The following is a 20,341-nucleotide window of genomic DNA, read 5'->3' as shown; positions in this document are numbered from 1 at the left end:
TCTGCGACAGCTCAATCGACGAGACGAGAAGTATGACGCAGCGATACGACCTGGTGATCGCGGGCGGTGGACCGTCCGGTTCGGCCGCCGCATGGCAGGCCGCCCAGACCGGCGCGAAGGTCGTCGTCCTGGACAAGGCCGAGTTCCCGCGCGACAAGCCGTGCGGCGACGGGTTGACCGCCCGCGCGGTGAGCTACCTGCAGAAGATGGGCCTGGCCGACGAGGTGGCCACCTACCACCGGGTCAACCGGGTCACGGTGTTCAGCCCGAGCCAGTGGGAACTGTCGTTCCCGACCCGGCCCGGCATGCCCGACCACGGCCACACGGTCAGCCGCACCCACCTCGACACGGTGCTGCTCAAGCACGCCGAGTCGGCCGGCGCCGAGGTGCGTCAGGGCGCCGAGGTCACCGGACCCGAGGTCGACGCCAACGGCCGGGTGATCGGCGTGGTGCTCAAGGGCGGCGAGAAGGTCTACGGCGACGCGGTGATCGCCGCCGACGGCGCCTACTCCCCCATCAAGCGGGCGTTGAAGATCGACTCGCAGTACAACGGCTATCAGGCCATCGCGATCCGGTCGGAGATGCACGCCAACCGACCGGACTCCGATTCGCTCGACATCTACCTCAAGCTGGCGTTCCAGGGCGACCAGTTGCCGGGGTACGGCTGGGTGTTCCCGATGGGCGACGGCATCTTCAACATCGGGTTGGGCTACGTCAACAGCTACAAGAACTGGCAGTCGATCAACGCCACCCAGTTCCTCGGCGAGTTCCTCCGCACGCTGCCGCGCGAGTGGGAACTGCCGCCGATCGAGGAGCTCAAGAAGAACAAGAGCGTCCGGGCGTGGCGACTGCCGATGGGCTTCACCGCGTGGCCGCCGTGGCGCCCGGGCGTGCTGTTCACCGGCGACTCGCTGGGTGCGGGCAAGCCGGCCTCCGGCGCAGGCATCTCCAAGGCGCTGGAGTCGGGGCTGGCCGCGGGCGAATGCGCGATCGCCGCGCTGACCAACGGCGGCCCCGACGACTTCACCAACTACGCCAACCGGATGGAAGCGGCGTGGGGCCGGGAGTACAAGCGCGGCCGGTACTTCCACAAGCTGGCCGGCATCCCCGCCGTCGCGAACAACGGCATCAAGCTGATCGACAACGCGCTGTTCCGGGACCGGATGCTGAAGTCGCTGTACAAGAAGGCGCAGGGTCCGCAGCACAAGTACTGACCCCGAAGTTTCCGCCCCGCCGATTCATCGGCGCCGCCGAGTGTGGACCCAGGCACGGTCTCGTACGTCAGGTCCACACTCGGCGTTCTTCGTGTCGGGCACCCCGACCGTCGACGCGTGCTGGCGACCGACGATGCAGCGTCGCGGTGGGCGGAAGGTCTGGTCATTCCCAGATGAGCTCGCCGCGTTGTTTGCTACGCTCTCAGCACGGCCGGGGGTGGCCAGGATCGAAATCGGAGGGGAAAATGAGTGTTAGGCGAATTGCGGCTTTGGTCGGAGTCTTTGCTGGCGCGTCGGCGATCTTCGCCGCGCCGGCATATGCCGAACCGCTGACCGCAGGCACGTATGCAGTGAAGGTGAGCGGCATGAACGGTTCTACGTTGGACCAGACCTGGATCCTCACCTCGTGCGGTGCGGATTGTCTCCGAACGAATTCGGCAAGCCCGTATGAGCTGCGCCGGAACGGCACGGTGTGGACCGGCAGTGCGGCTCCGGGCAGCACGACGACCATCGATGAGGCCACGATGACCGGAACCCTGGTGACCGAACTTCTCACGTTCCCTCTTCAGTTCACCAGAGTCGGCTGAAAGCCCCACCCAGTCCCGCGCCGCCGAGTGTGGACCCAGGCACGGTCTCGTGCTCAGGTCCGCGCTCGGCGTTCTTCGTGTCGGACCTCTTCGGTAGACCTTCTTCCGTGACCGCAGCACATCTGACCGCCTTCATCTGTTACCGCGACCCGGACGCGATGGTCGACTGGATCACCCGGATTCTCGGGTTCGACGTCGTGCGCAGCTTCCGCAACGGCGACCACCTCGCTCACGCCGAGGTGAGGCGTGGCGATGCGGTGGTGTGCATCCAGCGTGACGACCGCGGATACGACGTCCCCGCCGTGAAGGGCGACTGCGTCGGCGCAGGGCTCTACGTCGTAGTCGACGCCGCCGACGTGGACGCGATCCACGACCGCGCGACGGCCGCCGGGACGACGGTGCTCATCGCGCCGGAGACCACGCCGTGGGGCAACCACCGCGTCGAACTGCTCGACCCGGAGGGCAGGCAGTGGTCGATCGGCTCCTACCTACCAGGGCAGCCGGGCGACGACTGGTGAGCGGCTAACCTGCCGGGCATGCGACTCACCAACGACTGTTACCTCGTCACGCTGCGCTTCGGTTCCGGTGTGGAGCACTACTTTCGCGACGGCGAGCGGTGGACCAAAGTGACGGCACGCGGCCGAAGAATGCCTGCGACCGCCGAACAGGTGATGAATCACCTGCTGCCCGCGCTCGCGGGCGTCAAGCCGGGCATCGCGGTCGAGGTGCGGCACCGCGACGTCGACGAGGATGCGGGAGCGGTCCTGGACAGCCTGCGGGAAGGTGACGCCGCGGCCGCGTCGACTGTGTAGGAAGTCGTCGAGCTCGTGGCGTCGAGTCGACGACGCCCCGCACGGTCGGCTCGGCGGCCCGTCAGCAGACGCTCAGTGCAGTGTGAGGCCGTAGACGTGGCTGCTGCGGCTTGGTTCTGCGGCAGATCGCGGAGTTCGGGCAGGCCGGGCCGCTACTGCCCTTGCCCGCGCTCGTCGCAGATCTGCTGATGCCAAGGGGCCCGAGGCGCCTCGTCGGGCTCCAGCGGGCCGCAATCAATGGCGGGCTCGAAGGGCTGCGCACCTGCGATCGGCGCACCGATCAGGATCGCGGCCGCAGAAGCCGCCACCATGAGACCTTGTACAGCAAATCCCCGGAACGATGTCATGGGCTCCCCTCCCTGTGGAAACACCAGTAGACACCGAGTCGAGCCAAGATCGATACCGGTGGGTGTGCCCGGCGCGGAAGACATTTCCGTTTGCAAGAACTTCCCTTGAGTCGCAACGGTGTCAGCGCCGAGGGGGCGGCAGGTTGGCGTCCCGCAGTGCTCACGGACGCCTCTAGTGTTTCTGTGCATGGCCGTCGCATTCGAAGACCGGCGCGGGCTCCACGACAGTGGGGCGCTGTGCGCGCTGCTCGTCACGATCGAGGGTGCGCTGAGTTGACCCCCGCGGCTCGCCTGGCCGCCGCGGGCGTGGCGGCCGTCGAACAGGGCCTGACAGACGCCGAACTCGCGGAGGTCGAGCAGGCGTTGGGCTTCACCTTCGCCGACGACCACCGGGCCTTCCTCGCCGCAGGGCTACCGGTGGGCCCATCGTGGCCCGACTGGCGCAGCGAGGGACGCCGCAGTCTGAGCAAGCGGCTACGACTGCCGCTCGACGGGATCTTGTTCGCGGTGGAGTGGAGTGCGTTCTGGCCACCGGCGTGGGGGCCGCGGCCCGCAAGCATGAAACATGCTCTGCGAACGGCGAATTACGAGCTGGCGCGCGCGCCTCGGCTGCTGCCGCTGCATGCGAACCACTACCTGCCTGCCGGTGCCGGCTCGTCCGGCGCGCCCGTGCTGTCGGTGGTACAGACCGACGTCGCCGTCGCGGGGCGCGACATCTCGCAGTACATCGACTTCCTCGTCGGCGCCGGCGCCGGACAGCCGGCGGTCGCTGCACGCCATGTCGAGTTCTGGTCGGACCTCCTCGTCTGACGCGGCCCTTAGTCGGGGACCTCAGCGTCGACCGCGTGCCGTCCGGCCCGGCTTGCGGGCGACCTTTCCGGCAGCGGCGCGGGCAGCCTGTTTCGCGAGGGTCTTCTCCCGTGCCGTGCGTTTCGGCGCCGGCTGCGCCTGGGTCCGCGACGAACCGGGCTTGCGGCCTCGCACGATCCCGATGAAGTCCTCGACCAGCACCTGCTGCGGCCCTTCCGGAACGGCGAGCGCCACCGGACAGGTGGGTGCGTCGGTGATCGGGCGGTAGGTGAGGTCCTTGCGGTGGTGAAGCCGAGCAAGCGACTGGGGAACCAGCAGTGTGCCGACTCCCGCGGCGACGAGTTCCACTGCCTCCTCGGTGGTCTCGGGCCGGTGGTCGACGGGCACGCCGGGAGCGCCCGCCCAGTGCAGGACGTCATCGCGAGGGAGCACCGTCGGCTCACCGTCGAGATCCGCGGCGGTGATCTCGTCGGCGGCCGTGAGCACGTGATCGGTCGGTACGACGGCGACCGTGATCTCTTCGTAGAGCGGGATGATGGCCAGCCCGGACGTCTCGGCCGGCAGCCGGAGCACCGCCACGTCGACGGCGCCTTCTCTGACTTCGTCGGCCGCATCCGCGGCGGCGACGATGCGCAACTGCAGCGGGACGTCGGGGTGGCGCTCGGCCCAGATCCGCCCCCACTTCGCGGGCGTCCCACCGGGGACGTAACCGACGGTCAGCGAGGCCGGGTGCACCGCATCAGGCTACCGCCGCGCCTCATCGATAGGCTTGAGCGATGAGCAGGGCGAACGCGCAGTCCATGAAGCCCGCCACGGCGGCGAAGAAGCTGGATGTGTACCTGCCCGCGACGCCCGCGGAGTTCCAGGCGAATCCGATCACCCGCGCCGATATCGCCGCGCTGCAGGCGGACCCGCCGCAGTGGCTCAAGGACCTCCGCAAGAACGGCCCGCACCCGAAGAACCTCGTGGCGGCCAAGCTCGGCGTCTCGATCGCCGGCCTCGCGCGCGGCGGCATCACCGAAGCGCTGACCACCGAGCAGATCACTGCGCTGCTCGAGGAGAAGCCCGAGTGGTTGGTGGCCGAACGCGAGAGCTATCAGAACGTGCTGCGCGAGGAGCGACGCATCAAGGCGCTGCACGAGGACCAGGCACGCGAGAGCTGACCGACGCCGCGGTCACCCACTAGCGGAAAAACATGTCGCTGAGCCGGTCGAAGAAGCGATCGACGCCGCGCTCCAGCCGACTCCCCCGTGCCCACTTCTCCCAGGCGTAGATACCGGCGAACAGCGCGACGACGATCCCGAGCACCAGTGCGGTGACGAGAACGGCCTCGAAGGTCGTCGACATCATTCCAACTCTTCAGCGCAGTATTGACACGTGTCCTTCTTGATCCCCCGGTTGGTGTGATGCCGGGTATGCGCACTGCGCCTGCTCGACGGCATCGGCCGCCCCTTGCGCGCCGCCGACATCTTGGCTCGGGTTTCATCACTCGCCTGACGCCCGAAGTTCGGATTTCCGGCGCCTCGTCGCTGCTCCGCCAACGTCCTACGGGCTTCCTCTGACATGACATGGCCGAAGCTCGGATGGCCGTCTCCGAACTTCCCGTAGTTCGGATTGTCCGGGCCCGAATTCTGTCCCTGCCGGAGTTGTGACCACTTCGCACGCAATTCAGCGTCGTGAGTCCGACCGTAAAACGGATTTTCTTGGGCGAATCTGCTGACGCCCTTGCGACCCGTCGATCGAATTCGAGCAGCTTCCCGCATCTCGGCGGTCCACTCGATGCCCATTGGACCGAGACCCCCCTGCGACAGATTGAGAAGGGGATGTCCCTCCCGCCGAAGCATCTCGATCCACAGAATTTCCGCCTGCCCGAGTTCTTGCAAGCCCTCTACTCGCTCCAGTTCGTCGGCGACGATGCCGTCGCCGTCGTGAACTCGGAGCCAGTCATAGAACGGCGTCTTGCGCCCCGACCGAGCGACTTTGACGTGTTGCCGTAGCCGAATCTCGACTGATTTGGTCGTGAGGCCGACGTAGCGATATACGAACTCCGACCGAAGCGTGACCCCATAGATCACGCCACCGGTCGGAGGTTCGCCTGCCACAGGGTCTCTGCTGTCAGAGACCCTGCGTCACAACATGCAGCTGACGCAATTTTCCACCTCAGTGCCCGCCAGCGCCATCTGGCGCAGCCGGATGTAGTACAGCGTTTTGATGCCCTTGCGCCAGGCGTAGATCTGCGCCTTGTTCACGTCGCGGGTGGTGGCCGTGTCCTTGAAGAACAGCGTCAGGCTCAGCCCCTGATCCACGTGCTGGGTGGCCGCGGCGTAGGTGTCGATGATCTTCTCGTAACCGATCTCGTACGCATCCTGGTAATACTCCAGGTTGTCGTTGGTCAGGTACGGCGCCGGGTAGTAGGCGCGACCGATCTTGCCTTCCTTACGGATCTCGATCTTCGACGCGACCGGGTGGATCGACGACGTCGAGTGGTTGATGTAGGAGATCGACCCCGTCGGCGGGACGGCCTGCAGGTTCTGGTTGTAGATGCCGTGCTTCTGCACCGACTCCTTCAACCGCTTCCAGTCGTCCTGGTTGGGGATGCGGATGTCGGCGTCCGCGAACAGCTGACGCACCCGCTCCGTGGCCGGCTCCCACACCTGGTCGGTGTACTTATCGAAGAACTCCCCTGACGCGTACTTCGACTTCTCGAACCCGCCGAACGTCGAACCGCGTTCGATTGCAATACGATTCGACGCCCGCAGCGCGTGGTATAGCACCGTGTAGAAGTACATGTTGGTGAAGTCGACACCCTCTTCGGATCCATAGTGGATCCGCTCCCGCGCCAGGTAGCCGTGCAGGTTCATCTGCCCGAGACCGATCGCGTGGGACTCGTTGTTGCCCTGCTCGATCGACGGCACCGACGTGATCGACGTCTGGTCGGATACGGCGGTGAGTCCGCGGATCGCCACCTCGATGGTCTGCGCGAAGTCCGGTGAGTCCATCGCCTTGGCGATGTTCAGGGACCCGAGATTGCACGAGATGTCCTTGCCGACCTTCTTGTACGACAGGTCGTCGTTGAACTCCGACGGCGTCGACACCTGCAGGATCTCCGAGCACAGGTTGCTGTGGGTGATCTTGCCCTCGATCGGGTTGGCCCGGTTCACCGTGTCCTCGTACATGATGTACGGGTAGCCGGACTCGAACTGCAGCTCCGCCAGGGTCTGGAAGAACTCGCGGGCCTTGATCTTGGTCTTGCGGATCCGCGCGTCATCGACCATCTCGTAGTACTTCTCGGTGATCGAGATGTCGGCGAACGGCACGCCATAGACGCGTTCCACGTCGTACGGCGAGAACAGGTACATGTCCTCGTTCTTCTTGGCCAGCTCGAACGTGATGTCCGGGATCACCACGCCGAGCGACAGCGTCTTGATCCGGATCTTCTCGTCGGCGTTCTCGCGCTTGGTGTCCAGGAAGCGGTAGATGTCGGGGTGGTGGGCCTGCAGGTACACCGCGCCCGCACCCTGCCGCGCGCCGAGCTGATTGGCATAGGAGAACGAGTCCTCCAGCAGCTTCATGATCGGGATGACGCCCGAGCTCTGGTTCTCGATGTTCTTGATCGGGGCACCGTGCTCGCGGATGTTGCTCAGCAGCAGTGCCACTCCGCCACCGCGCTTGGACAGCTGCAGCGCCGAGTTGATGGAACGCCCGATGGACTCCATGTTGTCCTCGATGCGCAGCAGGAAGCAGGACACCGGCTCGCCGCGCTGCTTCTTGCCCGAGTTGAGGAACGTCGGGGTGGCCGGCTGGAAACGGCCGTCGATGATCTCGTCGACGAGCTTCTCCGCCAGCGCGGTGTCACCGGCGGCCAGCGTCAGCGACACCATCACCACCCGGTCCTCGAACCGCTCCAGGTAGCGCTTCCCGTCGAAGGTCTTCAGCGTGTAGGAGGTGTAGTACTTGAACGCGCCGAGGAACGTCGGGAAGCGGAACTTCTTCGCGTAGGCACGATCCAGCAGCGTCTTGACGAAGTTGCGCGAGTACTGGTCGAGCACCTCGCGCTCGTAGTAGTCCTTCTGGACCAGATAGTCGAGCTTCTCGTCCTGATTGTGGAAGAAGACCGTGTTCTGGTTGACGTGCTGCAGGAAGTACTGGTTCGCGGCTTCCCGGTCCTTGTCGAACTGGATCTTGCCGTCCTTGTCGTACAGGTTCAGCATCGCGTTGAGCGCGTGATAGTCCGTCTCGCCCGGAAGCGCGTGCACGCCGGTGGTTACAGGTTCTGCAGTGACGGTTGGTGACACGTCTGGTCCTTCCAGAAGTCTTCCAGGCCCGCACGGACGGCGAAGACGTCGTCCGTGGTGCCCATCAGTTCGAAACGGTAGAGGTACGGGACGCCGCACTTGCGGGAGACGACTACGCCCGCGTAGCCGAACTCGGCGCCGAAGTTGGTGTTGCCCGCGGCGATGACGCCGCGGATCAACGACCGGTTGTGTTCGTTGTTGAGGAAGGCGATCACCTGCTTGGGGACATAGCCCCCGTGATCGGGATCCGGACCGTTGGCGTGCCCGCCGCCGTAGGTCGGCAGCACCAGGACGTAGGGCTCGTCGACCTCGATGCGCTCACGCAGGGGGATGCGCGTGGCGGGCAGGCCGAGCTTCTCGACGAACCGGTGCGTGTTCTCCGAGACGCTGGAGAAGTACATGATGTTTCCGGTCATGATCGAGTTCGCCCTCCTTCCTGCCTCGCGGATACCCGGTCAGGCAGTCGCCGCGACCGCTCCGCCGAGGGCCTTGATGCGATCGGGGCGGAAGCCCGACCAGTGATCGTTGCCGACCACCACGACGGGCGCCTGCAGGTAGCCCAGGGCCATGACGTAGTCGCGGGCCTCGCTGTCGAGGCTGATGTCGACCGTCTCGTAGGCGATGCCCTGCTTGTCCAGCGCCTTGTAGGTGGCGTTGCACTGCACGCAAGCCGGCTTGGTGTAAACGGTGACGGTCATTGACGGCTCCTCGGGCGTGTGACGGTGGTGGTGCGAACGGGACTGGCAACGGAAAGGAGACTGCATATCGCTCTAGTTCAGCGACCCGCAGACTCACAAAATTCCTTGCCGCCCGGGGTGCTCGACCGGTGGTGCCGAAATGCTCTGACCACTGGATTCTGCGCTCCGGCCGACCTCTGAACCGTGGGGGTCTGTCGGTGTGCAAGACACTACACCTGGTGTCCGACAAAGCCAGGGGATACCAGATGTTCTGAATAACATTTCTGGAATTCCCAGGTCGTAAGCCCGTGCGCGGCGGGACTCCCGGCGTGTCGCGCCCGATGACGCGCCGCGTGTCGCAAGATGGGAGTTGTCTACCACCGGGCACCGACATCGGCCCGGCACCGGGGCCACGCCCGAGGCGCTCCAGCAAACGCCGATGGGGTGCGCCACATTGGTGTCCGTCGGCGTCCGCCGGCTCGCTTAGGTTGGACCCATGAGTTGGGACGTGTTCGTCATGCGGTTCCCCGAGCAGGTGGCGACAGCGGAGGAGATCCCTGCCGACTGGCAACCCGAGGCCATCGGGACCGCACGCGAGGTCCGTGCCGCGATCGACGCCCTGGTCGACGACATGACCTGGGGTTCGGACGGCTGGGGGCAGGGCACCGGGAACGGCTTCTCCGTCGAGACGTCGCTACGGGAAGCTGACGACGCACCCGTCAACGGATTCACTCTGATGTTCCGCGGCGGCGGCGATGCGGCGAACCTCGCGATGGCTCTGGCGGCGCGCTTCGACGCCCGCGCCCTGGGCGGGGGCGTGTTCCTCGAACCCGACTCGGCAGGCGAGGCGTTCGAGAGCTGGCAGCGCTACCGCGACCACGTGCTGCGCCCTGAGGCCTAGGGGAAGGCCTCAGCCGATTTCGGCGACCAGCTTGCCGACGATGTCGCGCAGGTTCGCCGCGACCTCGGCGTTCTCCCGCGGGTGCCTGCCGTCGAAGGACTTCGCCGGAATCGACAGCTTGAGGTCCTCCACCACGCGAGGCCCGGCGATGCCGAAGCTCTTGCGGGTCTCGTCATGCGCCCACACGCCGCCGTACTGCCCGAGCGCGGAGCCGACGACGGCGAGCGGCTTGCTCTTGAGCGCGCTGTCGCCGAACGGCCGCGACAGCCAGTCGATGGCGTTCTTCAGCACGCCCGGGATGCTCCCGTTGTATTCGGGGGTGACGACGAGCGCCGCGTCGGCCTCGGCCGCCGCGCGCCGCAGCGCCGCCACCGGTTCGGCGACGTCGTCGTTGTCGATGTCCTCGTTGTAGAACGGCAGCTCGCCCAGCCGGTCGAACAGCTCGAGCGTGACCCCTTGCGGAGCCGCCTCCACGGCGAGCTCGGCCAGCTGGCGGTTGATCGACGCCGCGCGCAGACTTCCCAGCAGAACGATCACCTTGACATCGGACATGTGCACCCCTTCGGTCATCCGGTCAGATCTTCACACAGTTGAACCGGACTACGGTCCGATTTCATCCCACTGATTTAAAGTGAGGACATGCCCGCGACGCAACCCCCGTTACCGTTGCCGCAGCAGGCGCCACAGGAGCGCGGCGATGCCGCCCGCAATCGTGCCCTGCTGCTCGACGCCGCGCGCGACCTCATCGCCGAACGCGGCGCGGACGCGGTGAGCATGGACGACGTGGCGGCGGCCGCGGGCGTGGGCAAGGGCACGCTGTTCCGGCGGTTCGGCAGCCGGGCCGGCCTGATGATCGTGCTGCTGGACGAGGACGAGAAGATCGAACAGCAGGCCTTCCTGTTCGGCCCGCCGCCGCTGGGTCCCGGAGCGCCCCCACTCGAGCGGTTGCTGGCCTACGGCCGCAGCCGGCTGCGCTTCGTCCACACCCACCACGCGCTGCTGTCCGACGCGGCGCGGGACCCGCAGACCCGCTTCAACGCGCCTGCCACCCTGCACCGGACCCACGTGCGCATGCTGCTCGACGCGGCAGGCACCACGGGCGACCTCAACGCCCAGACCGATGCCCTGCTCGGCCTCCTCGACGCCGACTACGTCGAACACCAGCTCGCCGACCTCGGCCACACCCTCGACACGCTCGGCGACGCGTGGGAGGCCGTGGCACGCAAGCTGTGCGGCACCTGATGCACTGGGTGCTGCACGTCGACCTCGACCAGTTCCAGGCCGCCGTCGAGATCCGCCGCAATCCCGCCCTCGCGGGCCTGCCCCTGATCGTCGGCAACGGCGACCCGACCGAGGCGCGCAAGGTCGTCACATGCGCGTCGTATCCCGCGCGCGCGTTCGGGATTCGTGCCGGTATGCCGCTGCGCGCAGCGGCCCGCAAGTGCCCGGAGGCGGTGTTCGTACCACTCGACACCGACGCCTACGACGCGGCGTCCGACGAGGTGATGAACCTGCTGCGCGACTTCGGCCATCCGGTCGAGGTGTGGGGTTGGGACGAGGCCTATGTCGGCGTCGACGACCCCGACGGCACACTCGACCCCAACGAGCTGGCGCAACGGATCCGCACCGGCATCGCCGCACAGACCGGGCTGGCCTGTTCGGTGGGGATCAGCGACAACAAGCAGCGCGCGAAGGTGGCCACCGGCTTCGGCAAGCCCGGCGGAGTGTTCACCCTCACCGACGCCAACTGGATGGCGGTGATGGGCGACCGCGCTGTCGACGCGCTGTGGGGCGTCGGGCCGAAGACCGCCAAGAAGCTGCTGGGGATGGGCATCGAAACCGTCGCCGACCTGGCCGCCACCGACGCGACGGCGCTCACTGCGGCATTCGGGCCGACGACCGGACTGTGGATCCTGTTGCTGGCCAAGGGCGGCGGTGACACGACGGTGACCGCCGAACCGTGGGTGGCGCGGTCACGCAGCCACGTCGTCACATTCGCCGACGATCTCACCGAACGCGCCGAGATCGAGTCGGCCGTTGTCGATCTCGCCCGCCGCACCCTCGACGAGGTGACCGCACAGGGCCGGGTGGTGACGCGGGTGGCGGTCACGGTGCGCACCAGCACGTTCTACACCCGCACCAAGATCCGAAAGCTCGCCGCAGCGGGCAACGATCCGGCCCGCATCACACAGACGGCTCTCGCGCTGCTGGGGCAGTTCGAGCTGGACCGGCCTGTCCGGTTGCTCGGGGTTCGGCTGGAGCTGGCGATGCCGTCCGCCGCGCCCGCGGGTGTCGGAGGTCGTCCATAGCGTGCACACCATGCTGACGACGGTCGCGGTGCGCGGATACCGGTCGCTGCGCGACGTCGTCCTGCCGTTGTCCGCCCTGACCGTCGTCACCGGCGCCAACGGCAGCGGCAAGTCGTCGCTCTACCGGGCGCTGCGCCTGCTCGCCGACTGCGGCCGCGGCGAGGTGATCGGGTCACTGGCCCGCGAGGGCGGCCTGCAATCGGCGCTCTGGGCCGGGCCCGAGCACCTCGCTGGCGCCCGCCGCACCGGCCGCACGGAAGGAACCCTGCGAACCGGGCCGGTTTCCCTCGAACTCGGCTACGCAGCAGACGATTTCGGCTATCTGGTGGATCTCGGGCTGCCGCAGGACCCCGGCCACAGGTCGCAGTTCGGGCGCGACCCCGAGATCAAACGCGAGGCGATCTTCGCCGGCCCCGTCGCACGCGACGCGTCCATCCTGGTCCGACGAACCAGGGACTACGCAGAGGCCGCCTCGGAGTCGGGCCGCGGCTTCGACGAACTGTCCCGGTCGCTGCCGCCCTACCGCAGCCTGCTGGCCGAGTATGCCCACCCCGGCGCGCACCCGGAACTCGCCGCCGTCCGGGACCGGTTGCGCGGCTGGCGATTCTACGACGGCTTCCGCGTCGACCCCGGCTCCGCGGCCCGTCGCCCCCAGGTCGGCACCCGCACACCGGTGCTCTCCGACGACGGCAGCGACGTCGCCGCCGCGGTGCAGACCATCATCGAGGCGGGGTTCGACGACCTGCAGCGTGCGGTCGGCGACGCGTTCGACGGTTCGACGGTCTCGGTGGCGGTCACCGACGGCCTGTTCGACCTCCAACTCCACCAGCGCGGCATGCTGCGGCCGCTACGTTCGGCCGAATTATCGGACGGCACAATGCGTTTCCTGTTGTGGGCAGCCGCGCTGCTCAGCCCGCAGCCGCCGTCGCTGATGGTGCTCAACGAACCGGAGACCTCGCTGCACCCGGACCTGGTGCGCCCGCTGGCCCGGCTCGTCCGCACGGCTGCCGACAAGACCCAGGTCGTGGTGGTCACCCATTCGCGCGCCGTGCTCGACGTGTTGGACGCGGTGCCCGTCGCCGACGCCGGTTCCGGTGCCCCCGCGACGGAGATCCGCCTGCACAAGGACTTCGGGGAGACCCGGGTCGAGGGCCTCGGCATGCTGGACACACCGCCGTGGCACTGGGGCGGTCGCTAGTCCCGCGGCAGCAGGCCGGGCCGCAACGCCCGGCTGAAGAGCACGTTCACCTGGCGCATCGCCACGCTGTACGGCCACCACATGGTGCGCTTGAACAGGTAGAGCGCCCGGATGTCGGGCGAGGTGTAAATGAGATACCGGTTGCGCCGCACGCCGCTCAGGATCCGGTCGGCGACGTGTTCCGGGGAGACCGCATGTCCGGCGAACCGGCCGGTCCAGCGGGCCACGTTCGGGTGGTCGCGGTCGACGCCGGCGATCTGCACCGTCTGCACCAGCGGCGTCTTCACCGCACCGGGCACCACCACCGACACCCCGATGCGGTGCCGGGCGAGGTCGAAGCGCAGCACCTCCGACAGGCCGCGCAGGCCGTACTTGCTGGCGCTGTAGGCGGCGTGCCACGGCAACGCGACCAGTCCGGCGGCCGAGGAGACGTTGACCAGGTGCCCGCCGCGGCGTGCCGCCACCATGGGCGGCACGAAGGTCTCGATGACGTGGATCGGGCCCATCAGGTTGATGTCGATCATCGATTTCCAGTGCTGGTGGGTGAGCCGGTCGACGGTGCCCCAGGCCGACACCCCGGCGATGTTCATCACCACGTCCATCGCCGGATGATCGGCGTGGATGTCGCGCGCGAACGCGGCGACGGCGTCGTGGTCGGAGATGTCGAGCGCCCGGTGCGCGGGCACGCGGGCGCCGAGCGCCCTGGCGTCGGCGACCGTGGTCTCCAGTCCGGCCTCGTCGCGGTCGGTGAGGAAGAGTTCGGCGCCGTCGGCCGCCAGCCGCAGTGCGGTGGCCCGGCCGATGCCGCTGGCGGCCCCGGTGATCAGACAACGCCTGCCGTCGAAACCACTGCTTCGCGCCATGGCGGTGACCCTACCGTCAGCCCAGATCGGCGGTTCCGCCCCAGAGCGCGTTGAGCCACAACCGGATCACGACGTCGACGCCGCGCGCCGGGTCGGTGCCGCGACCGACGAAGCCGCTGTCGTGCGACAGCGTCAGCGCCGTCGTGGCGGTCAGCGTGCGGACCAGCGCGGGCAGGTCGTCGGTGATGGGGCGGGCACCGCCGTCGGACTGGACGAGGCCGACGATCTTGTCGATCACGCCGTCCTCGAAGTCGTTCATGATCTCGCGGATCTGTGCGTCGGTGTTCCGCGCCAGCGTGCAGGCCCGCATGATCGGGTCGTTGCTGGAGAACACCGCGGCCGCGTAACCGACCATGCGCTTGGCGAATTCCGTGGGTGACTCCTCGGCCTCCCGGGGCGCGAAGTCGTGGGTGAGCTTGTCGAGTTCGGCCATCGCGTCGGCGACGATCACGGCCAGCACCGCGTACTTCGAGTCGAAGTAAAAGTAGAAGCCCGACCGGGCGACACCCGCCCGCTCACTGATGGTGCTGACGGACAGATCGGCGAAGGACCGCTCCTCGAGCAGTTCCCGGACGGCGACGACGATCGCGTCGCGCTGCCGGTCGCCACGGCTGCGCCGCGGCGCGGGTTCCGTTTCGGCGGTCATGTCTCTAGACCTTTGCACGCAGTAGGCCAGATCCAAACTTGACAGGCGTCAAGTGCGCCCAGCAGGATGATGATCAAGAGTGACAGCGGCCACAGTTTCTGTGCGTGAGGAGCATGACATGACGGCGACGATCAACACGACGGATTACCTGGTCGATCAGGCGAAGCGTCGATTGACACCGTCGATCAACAACTTCCCCGGCCTCGGAGCGCTCGAGCGCAGGTTGCTGAAGACCGAGTTCCCGCAGAAGCCGATGTCGACCCCGCCTCCGGGCAGCGACCTCAAGCCGGTGATCGGGGACGCCGGTCTGCCGGTGCTGGGCCACATGGTCGAGATGTTCCGCGGCGGCCCCGACTACCTGTTGCACATCTACCGCAAGTACGGCCCGCTGTACTACGCCGACTCCCCCGCTCTGCCCGCGGTCACCGCCCTGGGACCCGACGCCGCGCAGGCCGTCTACTCCAATCGCAACAAGGACTTCTCCCAGCAGGGCTGGGTGCCGGTGATCGGGCCGTTCTTCCACCGCGGCCTGATGCTGCTCGACTTCGAGGAGCACATGTTCCACCGCCGGATCATGCAGGAGGCGTTCGTGCGCACCCGCCTGGTCGGCTACACCGAACAGGTGGACCGGGTGGTGTCCCAGGTGATCGCCAAGGACTGGGTGGCCAACGACGCGCGCTTCCTGATGTATCCCGCCATGAAGGAACTCACCCTCGACATCGCCTCGATGGTGTTCATGGGTCACGAGCCGGGCACCGACCACGAACTGGTGACCAAGGTCAACAAGGCGTTCACCACCACCACGCGGGCCGGCAACGCCATCATCCGCAAGCCGGTCGCGCCGTTCACGTGGTGGCGCGGCATGCAGGCCCGCAAACTGCTGGAGAACTACTTCGAGGAGCGGGTCCGCGAGCGGCGCGGCAAGGAGGGCTCCGACCTGCTGACCGTGCTGTGTCAGACCGAGGACGAGGACGGCAACAAGTTCTCCGACGCCGACATCGTCAACCACATGATCTTCCTGATGATGGCGGCGCACGACACCTCCACCTCGACCGCCACCACGATGATCTACCACCTGGCCAAGAACCCGGAGTGGCAGCAGCGCTGCCGCGACGAGTCCGACCGGCTCGGCGACGGCCCCGTCGACATCGAGTCGCTGGACAAGCTCGAGTCGCTCGACCTGGTGATGAACGAGTCGATCCGCCTGGTCACGCCCGTCCAGTGGGCGATGCGCCAGACCGTGCGCGACACCGAGCTGCTCGGGTACTACCTGCCGAAGGGCACCAACGTCATCGCCTACCCCGGCATGAATCACCGGCTCGAGGAGCTCTATCCCGAACCGATGAAGTTCGACCCGCTGCGGTTCACCGAGCCGCGCAACGAGCACAAGAAGCACCGCTACGCGTTCAGCCCGTTCGGCGGCGGCGCGCACAAGTGCATCGGCATGACGTTCGGCCAGCTCGAGGTGAAGACGATCCTGCATCGGTTGCTGCGCAAGTACCGGCTGGAACTGCCGCACCCCGAGTACACGACGGAATGGGACTACGGCGGTATGCCGGTGCCCAAGGACGGCATGCGGATCGTCCTGCGGCCGCTGCACTAGGGCCCGTTCGGCGCGTGGGCGCTTGAACCGCCCTAAGCCCTCAGGCCGCCAGCAGCCGGTTCGCACACGCGATCACCGCGCGAAGCGCCGACTGGGTGGGGTCGTCGGAGAGTCCCATCGCCCACTCCGTGCGTGTGCCGTCGGAGCCGCGCAGGAATGTCGCGATGCCGTCGTCGGCCGGCATCTGGTGGAAGGCCACCAGTTCCACCGGGTAACCGCGGTCGTGCAGCATCGCGGTCAGCGCGGCCACCGGACCGGATGCGGCGGCGGACGACGTGTCGATCCGGTCACCGACGGCCAGGGTGGCCTGGTAGTTGCGGGCCTGCGGACCCAGCCTGGTGGCGGGCCGCTCGGCATCGGTGCAGGCCCAATGGCCCAGCCGCAACGGGCCGGAATGCGGGGCGTACTCGGCGAGGAATTCGTTCCAGGACATCGCGTCGGCCTCCTTGCGCAGGCCACGGGGAACCGGGGCGTGGACGCCGGCCGCGAACGGCGCAGCGGGGGCACCCGCCCGATTCTGCGGCGCGGCGCTGATTGCGGTGGGTATCGCAGATGAAATTGCCGAAGTGGTGATCATGAGTGCCGGTCATCTCTGATTCGAGGAAGTGACCGACGATGTAGCAACGACCCACAGCGAGGGGTCGGTCCGGATCAGACCCCGCTGCGGGTTGCTACTACGAGTCGCCTTGGCACGACCGCGACTGTAGACGTCCCCGCGCCGTCACGCAAACACTTTCGGCACAGCCACCGAAGGCCCCGGTCGGGGTGCCGAAGACCACACCGGCGATGGCGGTCCGTGGCCGCCGCGGACCCTAGTGTGGTGCCGGTGACCTGGCACGAGGGCGTCTTCCTGGTCGTGGCGGGTGTCGCAGGCGGGCTGACGGGCAGCATCGCCGGCCTTGCGTCGGTGGCGACCTACCCGGCGCTGCTCCTGGTGGGTCTGCCGCCGGTGACCGCCAACGTCACCAACACGGTCGCCGTGGTCTTCAACGGGGTCGGGTCGATCTGGGGCTCGCGCCCGGAGCTGAGGGGGCGCGGCGAGGCCATCAAGCGCATCGTGCCGGGCGCCGTCCTCGGCGGTGCGGTGGGTGCGGTGCTCCTGCTGTCCACACCGGCGGAGGGCTTCGAGAAGATCGTTCCGGCGTTGATCGGCTTCGCCGCCGTGGCGATCCTCATCCCGCGCCGCCGGGGCCGCATCACCGGCGAGGACGAGCCGCGCAGCCGCGCGGCGACGATCGCCCAGGCCGTGGCGATCTTCCTGATCTGTATCTACGGCGGATACTTCGGTGCGGCCGCCGGCGTGCTGTTGCTGGCGCTGATGCTCGCCGCCGGCGAGACGATGCCGCACGCCAGCGCGGACAAGAACGTCATCCTCGGCGCGTCCAACGCCACCGCGGCGGTGCTGTTCGTCTTCCTCGCGCCGGTGCACTGGCCCTCGGTGGTGACGCTGGGCTTCGGTTGCCTGGTGGGTTCGCGACTGGGGCCGATCGTCGTCCGCCACGCACCCGCCGGTCCGCTGCGGGTGGCCGTGGGGCTCGGCGGCATCGCCCTGGCCGTGAAGCTCGGCCTCGACGCCTACCGCTGAGACAGGTCGAACGGGTTGTCGCCGCGCGCGACCCGGCTGCCGAGGTCGACGAGATTCTGCGCCGACGCGTGCAGCCGCTCTCCCGCCTCTGAACTGGCCTGCCCCGCAAGGTAACGCGACCAGGTGCCCTCGATGACGATGCCGAGCTTGAAACACGCCATCGCCAGATACCAGTCCAGCCGCGAGGTCTGGCGGCCACCGGCGTCCAGATACGCCTCGAGCAGTTCGCGCCGGCTCGCGATCCCGCCGAGCGCGGCGAGCTGCGAACCGGCGTCGATCGGATTGGGATCCAGCGGCCAGCAGATGAGCATCCACCCGAGGTCGAGCAGCGGGTCACCGACGGTGCACATCTCCCAGTCGATGAACGCGGCGAGTTCGGGGCGGTCGCGCCGCAGCAGCACGTTGTTCAGATGGGCGTCGCCGTGCATGATCCCGGGCTCGCCGTCCGGGGGCCGGTTGTCGGTGAGCCACTGCGCCAGCGACGTGACGGCCGGGAACGACTCGGGTGCGTAGTTGTCGTGCCGATAGCTCTCGAGCAGTCGCAGGAACTGCGGAACCTGCCGCTCCAGAAACGATCCCGGGCGTTTGATGGCCGCCAGCGGACTGCCCTCCCACCCGACGTTGCCCAACCGGGCCAGGCTCGCCGCGTAGGACAGTCCCACCTGGTGGCGCATGCCCGCGTCGCGGACGTAGGCGTCGGTCATCTCGTTGCCCGGGTTGAACCCGTCGACCTCTTCCATCAGGTAGAACACCACGCCGAGGACGTCGAGATCCTCACACCCGGCGATGAATCCGGGATGCGGCACCGACGTTCCGGCCAGTGTGCGCAACACCGCGATCTCACGCAGCATCGTCTTGTCGCTCGTCGGTCGCGGATGCTGTGGTGGGCGGCGCAGCACCATGGCCCGTCCGTCGACCCGCAGGCGCACCACGATGTTCTGCGAACCACCGGTCAGCGGCTCGACGTCGGTGACGGTCGAGCCGAGACCCTCGCGAGCCAGCCACCGCGCCAGGGCGGCCTGCGCCTCGTCGCTCAGCGTGGGCATGGACAGCGCGTCGTCGGGCATGGGAGACATCGTCTCAGCCCCGTGCGACGGCGGCGCCGGCTCCCCCGACGATCAGGCCTCGTACTCCAGGCAGGGCGCGACACCGTTGATCACGCCCTCGCGGAACGCCCGCACGCGTGCGAAGCCCGCTCCCTGACGCTCGACGTCGGCGTCGCCGCGGAACACCAGCAGGGCCTTGATCGCCTCGTCGAGGTCGCCGGGTGAGATGCGGTAGGTGCTGGTGTCGGCGCGGTTGTAGAGGATGACACTCGCCGTGTACGCCCCGGCCAGGCAGTCGGCGCGCAGGGTCGAGGTCTTCTCGTCGGACTGGTCGCCCAACCGGGTCAGCGCCGCAAGGCCGTACTGGGTGGCCAGCAGCGAGGCCACCGCGTAGTCGCCGCCCTGCTGGTAGATCCGGGGCATGAAGACCTCGTTGTCCCAGCCCACGTAATCGCCTGGCACACAATAGAACAGCGCGAAACCCTCGGCTGACTGGTCGCCGCACATCGGCGGGCTGCCGGGGCTGAAGGGTTCCAGGCCGGCCAGCGGCGCCCACGCCTCGCCGGTGACCTCGGGGTAGGCCCGGCTCCAGAAGTCCTCCAGGTCGTAGGGCACGCCGTTGACGATCGAGTCGTACGGGGCGTCCCCGCCGGTCGCCTCGTCGAGGACGTCGTTGAAGGGCAGCTCCAGCACAAGGGGATCATCGTCGCGGTACACCTTGCAGCGGGACAGCCCGTTGTCGAAGCCGTCCTGGAACGCACCCACCCTGTCGAATCCGCTGCCGTGGGCGTTCGGGTCGATCTTCGACGTGCCCGGGGTGTCCCGCAATTCGAGGATGCCGGCGAGCGCGGAGTCGAGATCGGCGCTCGACACGTCGAACACGCCGTCGTCCTTGGCATGCCGGGCCCATGCGCCTGCCATGCAGTCGGCCTGCAGTTCCCGGGTCACCGTGCGCGCGGTGAAATTCGACCGCCCCTGGATCGCATGCCCCCACTCGTGCGCCATCACCACCGGGATGGCGAAGTCGCCGAACTTCTCCCGCAGTTCCGGCAGCAATCCCTCGGCGTCCCACGCCACCACATCCTCACTGGGGCAGTAGAACGCGTTGCCTGCCACCTCCTCGGGGCTGCTGGTGCACGGCGGCGCGTCGCCACCGGAGGGGTTGACCGCGTAGAACCCGCCCGCCACCGGTTCGTACTCCGCGCCGTAGAGGTCGGGGTACTGCTTGCCCCAGTACTCCTGAAGATCCGCGATGGCCTGCACGGCGATCTTGTTCGAGGGGTCGGACGGATCGCCGACGATCTCGACGTCGCTGACGTCGGGCGCCGCCGCCTTCGACGACCCGGGAACCTTCGGATCGGGACCGGCGCAGCCCGCGAGGAGCACCACCACGGCCGCCGCCGTCGACCACACTCTGATGCGCATGGGCAAACGGTAGCGGTGCCGAT

General features: G+C 67.8%; 25 protein-coding genes. 11 read left to right on the top strand and 14 right to left on the bottom strand.

The window, feature by feature from the left end:
- Nucleotides 1-32: 32 nt before the first annotated feature.
- Nucleotides 33-1,214: an NAD(P)/FAD-dependent oxidoreductase gene (locus ACPCHZ_RS27685; protein ID WP_364971453.1), complete on the top strand. Its 1,182-nt coding sequence runs from the start codon at nt 33-35 to the stop codon at nt 1,212-1,214.
- A 202-nt stretch (nt 1,215-1,416) separates the two neighbouring features.
- Here the strand turns inward: ACPCHZ_RS27685 and ACPCHZ_RS27680 are convergent, their stop codons facing one another.
- The gene (locus ACPCHZ_RS27680) at nt 1,417-1,770 is read right to left on the bottom strand and encodes a hypothetical protein (RefSeq protein WP_423487678.1); all 354 of its coding nucleotides are present in this window, start codon (nt 1,768-1,770) and stop codon (nt 1,417-1,419) included.
- Between the two features lie 138 nt (nt 1,771-1,908).
- Here ACPCHZ_RS27680 and ACPCHZ_RS27675 point away from each other — a divergent pair, with 138 nt between their 5' ends.
- Entirely contained in the window at nt 1,909-2,319 is a 411-nt protein-coding gene (locus tag ACPCHZ_RS27675; protein ID WP_423487677.1) for a VOC family protein, read from the top strand.
- 18 nt (nt 2,320-2,337) lie between these two features.
- Complete coding sequence (locus tag ACPCHZ_RS27670; protein WP_423487676.1) at nt 2,338-2,613, top strand: hypothetical protein; 276 nt, start codon at nt 2,338-2,340, stop codon at nt 2,611-2,613.
- Nucleotides 2,614-2,765: 152 nt separating this feature from the next.
- On the opposite strand, the gene ACPCHZ_RS27665 is transcribed toward ACPCHZ_RS27670, so the two are convergent.
- Nucleotides 2,766-2,960, bottom strand: coding sequence for a hypothetical protein (locus ACPCHZ_RS27665; protein WP_423487675.1), 195 nt, complete (start codon nt 2,958-2,960; stop codon nt 2,766-2,768).
- A gap of 273 nt (nt 2,961-3,233) precedes the next feature.
- On the opposite strand from ACPCHZ_RS27665, the gene ACPCHZ_RS27660 reads away from it, so the two are divergent.
- Nucleotides 3,234-3,770 (top strand): hypothetical protein, encoded by a 537-nt coding sequence (locus ACPCHZ_RS27660; protein ID WP_423487674.1) that lies wholly within the window; start codon nt 3,234-3,236, stop codon nt 3,768-3,770.
- A 21-nt stretch (nt 3,771-3,791) separates the two neighbouring features.
- Here ACPCHZ_RS27660 and ACPCHZ_RS27655 read toward each other — a convergent pair whose 3' ends face one another.
- On the bottom strand, nt 3,792-4,505 hold the full coding sequence (locus ACPCHZ_RS27655) for a LysR family transcriptional regulator substrate-binding protein (RefSeq protein ID WP_423487673.1): 714 nt from the start codon (nt 4,503-4,505) through the stop codon (nt 3,792-3,794).
- Nucleotides 4,506-4,546: 41 nt separating this feature from the next.
- Here ACPCHZ_RS27655 and ACPCHZ_RS27650 point away from each other — a divergent pair, with 41 nt between their 5' ends.
- Nucleotides 4,547-4,933 carry a DUF5997 family protein gene (locus ACPCHZ_RS27650; RefSeq protein ID WP_423487672.1) on the top strand — a complete coding sequence of 129 codons (387 nt, stop codon included), beginning with the start codon at nt 4,547-4,549 and terminating at the stop codon, nt 4,931-4,933.
- A gap of 19 nt (nt 4,934-4,952) precedes the next feature.
- On the opposite strand, the gene ACPCHZ_RS27645 is transcribed toward ACPCHZ_RS27650, so the two are convergent.
- From ACPCHZ_RS27645 to ACPCHZ_RS27625, 5 genes are read right to left on the bottom strand one after another with little or no spacing between them, the layout of a single operon-like run.
- On the bottom strand, nt 4,953-5,120 hold the full coding sequence (locus ACPCHZ_RS27645; RefSeq protein WP_423487671.1) for a hypothetical protein: 168 nt from the start codon (nt 5,118-5,120) through the stop codon (nt 4,953-4,955).
- On the bottom strand, nt 5,117-5,872 hold the full coding sequence (locus ACPCHZ_RS27640; RefSeq protein WP_423487670.1) for an NUMOD3 domain-containing DNA-binding protein: 756 nt from the start codon (nt 5,870-5,872) through the stop codon (nt 5,117-5,119). The genes ACPCHZ_RS27645 and ACPCHZ_RS27640 overlap by 4 nt, the downstream gene beginning before the upstream one ends.
- A gap of 27 nt (nt 5,873-5,899) precedes the next feature.
- The gene (nrdE, locus tag ACPCHZ_RS27635; RefSeq protein WP_423487669.1) at nt 5,900-8,065 is read right to left on the bottom strand and encodes a class 1b ribonucleoside-diphosphate reductase subunit alpha; all 2,166 of its coding nucleotides are present in this window, start codon (nt 8,063-8,065) and stop codon (nt 5,900-5,902) included.
- Entirely contained in the window at nt 8,035-8,481 is a 447-nt protein-coding gene (gene nrdI, locus ACPCHZ_RS27630; RefSeq protein WP_423487668.1) for a class Ib ribonucleoside-diphosphate reductase assembly flavoprotein NrdI, read from the bottom strand. The genes nrdE and nrdI overlap by 31 nt, the downstream gene beginning before the upstream one ends.
- A 39-nt stretch (nt 8,482-8,520) precedes the next feature.
- On the bottom strand, nt 8,521-8,763 hold the full coding sequence (locus ACPCHZ_RS27625; protein ID WP_264012022.1) for a redoxin NrdH: 243 nt from the start codon (nt 8,761-8,763) through the stop codon (nt 8,521-8,523).
- Nucleotides 8,764-9,238: 475 nt separating this feature from the next.
- Here ACPCHZ_RS27625 and ACPCHZ_RS27620 point away from each other — a divergent pair, with 475 nt between their 5' ends.
- Nucleotides 9,239-9,643 carry a hypothetical protein gene (locus ACPCHZ_RS27620; protein WP_423487667.1) on the top strand — a complete coding sequence of 135 codons (405 nt, stop codon included), beginning with the start codon at nt 9,239-9,241 and terminating at the stop codon, nt 9,641-9,643.
- A 9-nt stretch (nt 9,644-9,652) separates the two neighbouring features.
- On the opposite strand, the gene ACPCHZ_RS27615 is transcribed toward ACPCHZ_RS27620, so the two are convergent.
- The gene (locus ACPCHZ_RS27615; protein WP_423487666.1) at nt 9,653-10,195 is read right to left on the bottom strand and encodes an NADPH-dependent FMN reductase; all 543 of its coding nucleotides are present in this window, start codon (nt 10,193-10,195) and stop codon (nt 9,653-9,655) included.
- Between the two features lie 87 nt (nt 10,196-10,282).
- On the opposite strand from ACPCHZ_RS27615, the gene ACPCHZ_RS27610 reads away from it, so the two are divergent.
- Genes ACPCHZ_RS27610 through ACPCHZ_RS27600 form a run of 3 tightly spaced genes read left to right on the top strand, consistent with a single transcriptional unit; the run spans nt 10,283 to nt 13,150 of the window.
- Nucleotides 10,283-10,885, top strand: a complete 603-nt coding sequence (locus ACPCHZ_RS27610; protein WP_423487665.1) for a helix-turn-helix domain-containing protein — start codon at nt 10,283-10,285, stop codon at nt 10,883-10,885.
- The gene (locus ACPCHZ_RS27605) at nt 10,885-11,952 is read left to right on the top strand and encodes a DNA polymerase IV (protein WP_423487664.1); all 1,068 of its coding nucleotides are present in this window, start codon (nt 10,885-10,887) and stop codon (nt 11,950-11,952) included. The genes ACPCHZ_RS27610 and ACPCHZ_RS27605 overlap by 1 nt, the downstream gene beginning before the upstream one ends.
- A 10-nt stretch (nt 11,953-11,962) precedes the next feature.
- Nucleotides 11,963-13,150, top strand: coding sequence for an AAA family ATPase (locus ACPCHZ_RS27600; protein WP_423487663.1), 1,188 nt, complete (start codon nt 11,963-11,965; stop codon nt 13,148-13,150).
- Here ACPCHZ_RS27600 and ACPCHZ_RS27595 read toward each other — a convergent pair.
- Nucleotides 13,147-14,013 carry an SDR family oxidoreductase gene (locus tag ACPCHZ_RS27595; protein WP_423487662.1) on the bottom strand — a complete coding sequence of 289 codons (867 nt, stop codon included), beginning with the start codon at nt 14,011-14,013 and terminating at the stop codon, nt 13,147-13,149. The genes ACPCHZ_RS27600 and ACPCHZ_RS27595 overlap by 4 nt on opposite strands.
- Nucleotides 14,014-14,029: 16 nt before the next feature.
- Nucleotides 14,030-14,659: a TetR/AcrR family transcriptional regulator gene (locus ACPCHZ_RS27590; RefSeq protein WP_423487661.1), complete on the bottom strand. Its 630-nt coding sequence runs from the start codon at nt 14,657-14,659 to the stop codon at nt 14,030-14,032.
- A gap of 118 nt (nt 14,660-14,777) precedes the next feature.
- On the opposite strand from ACPCHZ_RS27590, the gene ACPCHZ_RS27585 reads away from it, so the two are divergent.
- Complete coding sequence (locus ACPCHZ_RS27585) at nt 14,778-16,262, top strand: cytochrome P450 (protein WP_423487660.1); 1,485 nt, start codon at nt 14,778-14,780, stop codon at nt 16,260-16,262.
- 40 nt (nt 16,263-16,302) lie between these two features.
- Here the strand turns inward: ACPCHZ_RS27585 and ACPCHZ_RS27580 are convergent, their stop codons facing one another.
- Nucleotides 16,303-16,695, bottom strand: a complete 393-nt coding sequence (locus ACPCHZ_RS27580) for a homocitrate synthase (RefSeq protein ID WP_364971474.1) — start codon at nt 16,693-16,695, stop codon at nt 16,303-16,305.
- A gap of 393 nt (nt 16,696-17,088) precedes the next feature.
- Here ACPCHZ_RS27580 and ACPCHZ_RS27575 point away from each other — a divergent pair, with 393 nt between their 5' ends.
- Nucleotides 17,089-17,847: a sulfite exporter TauE/SafE family protein gene (locus ACPCHZ_RS27575; protein WP_423487659.1), complete on the top strand. Its 759-nt coding sequence runs from the start codon at nt 17,089-17,091 to the stop codon at nt 17,845-17,847.
- On the opposite strand, the gene ACPCHZ_RS27570 is transcribed toward ACPCHZ_RS27575, so the two are convergent.
- Together ACPCHZ_RS27570 and ACPCHZ_RS27565 are read right to left on the bottom strand one after the other, a co-directional pair.
- The gene (locus tag ACPCHZ_RS27570; RefSeq protein ID WP_423487658.1) at nt 17,838-18,914 is read right to left on the bottom strand and encodes a phosphotransferase family protein; all 1,077 of its coding nucleotides are present in this window, start codon (nt 18,912-18,914) and stop codon (nt 17,838-17,840) included. The genes ACPCHZ_RS27575 and ACPCHZ_RS27570 overlap by 10 nt on opposite strands.
- A gap of 51 nt (nt 18,915-18,965) precedes the next feature.
- A complete protein-coding gene (locus tag ACPCHZ_RS27565; protein ID WP_423487657.1) occupies nt 18,966-20,318 on the bottom strand; it encodes a neutral zinc metallopeptidase in 1,353 nt (450 codons plus the stop codon).
- Between the last annotated feature and the right edge of the window lie 23 nt (nt 20,319-20,341).

The organism is Mycobacterium sp. NPDC050041, assembly GCF_049541695.1.
Classification (GTDB): domain Bacteria; phylum Actinomycetota; class Actinomycetes; order Mycobacteriales; family Mycobacteriaceae; genus Mycobacterium.
Note: the sequence above shows the minus strand (reverse complement) of the source record. Positions and strands in the feature narration are given on the sequence as shown.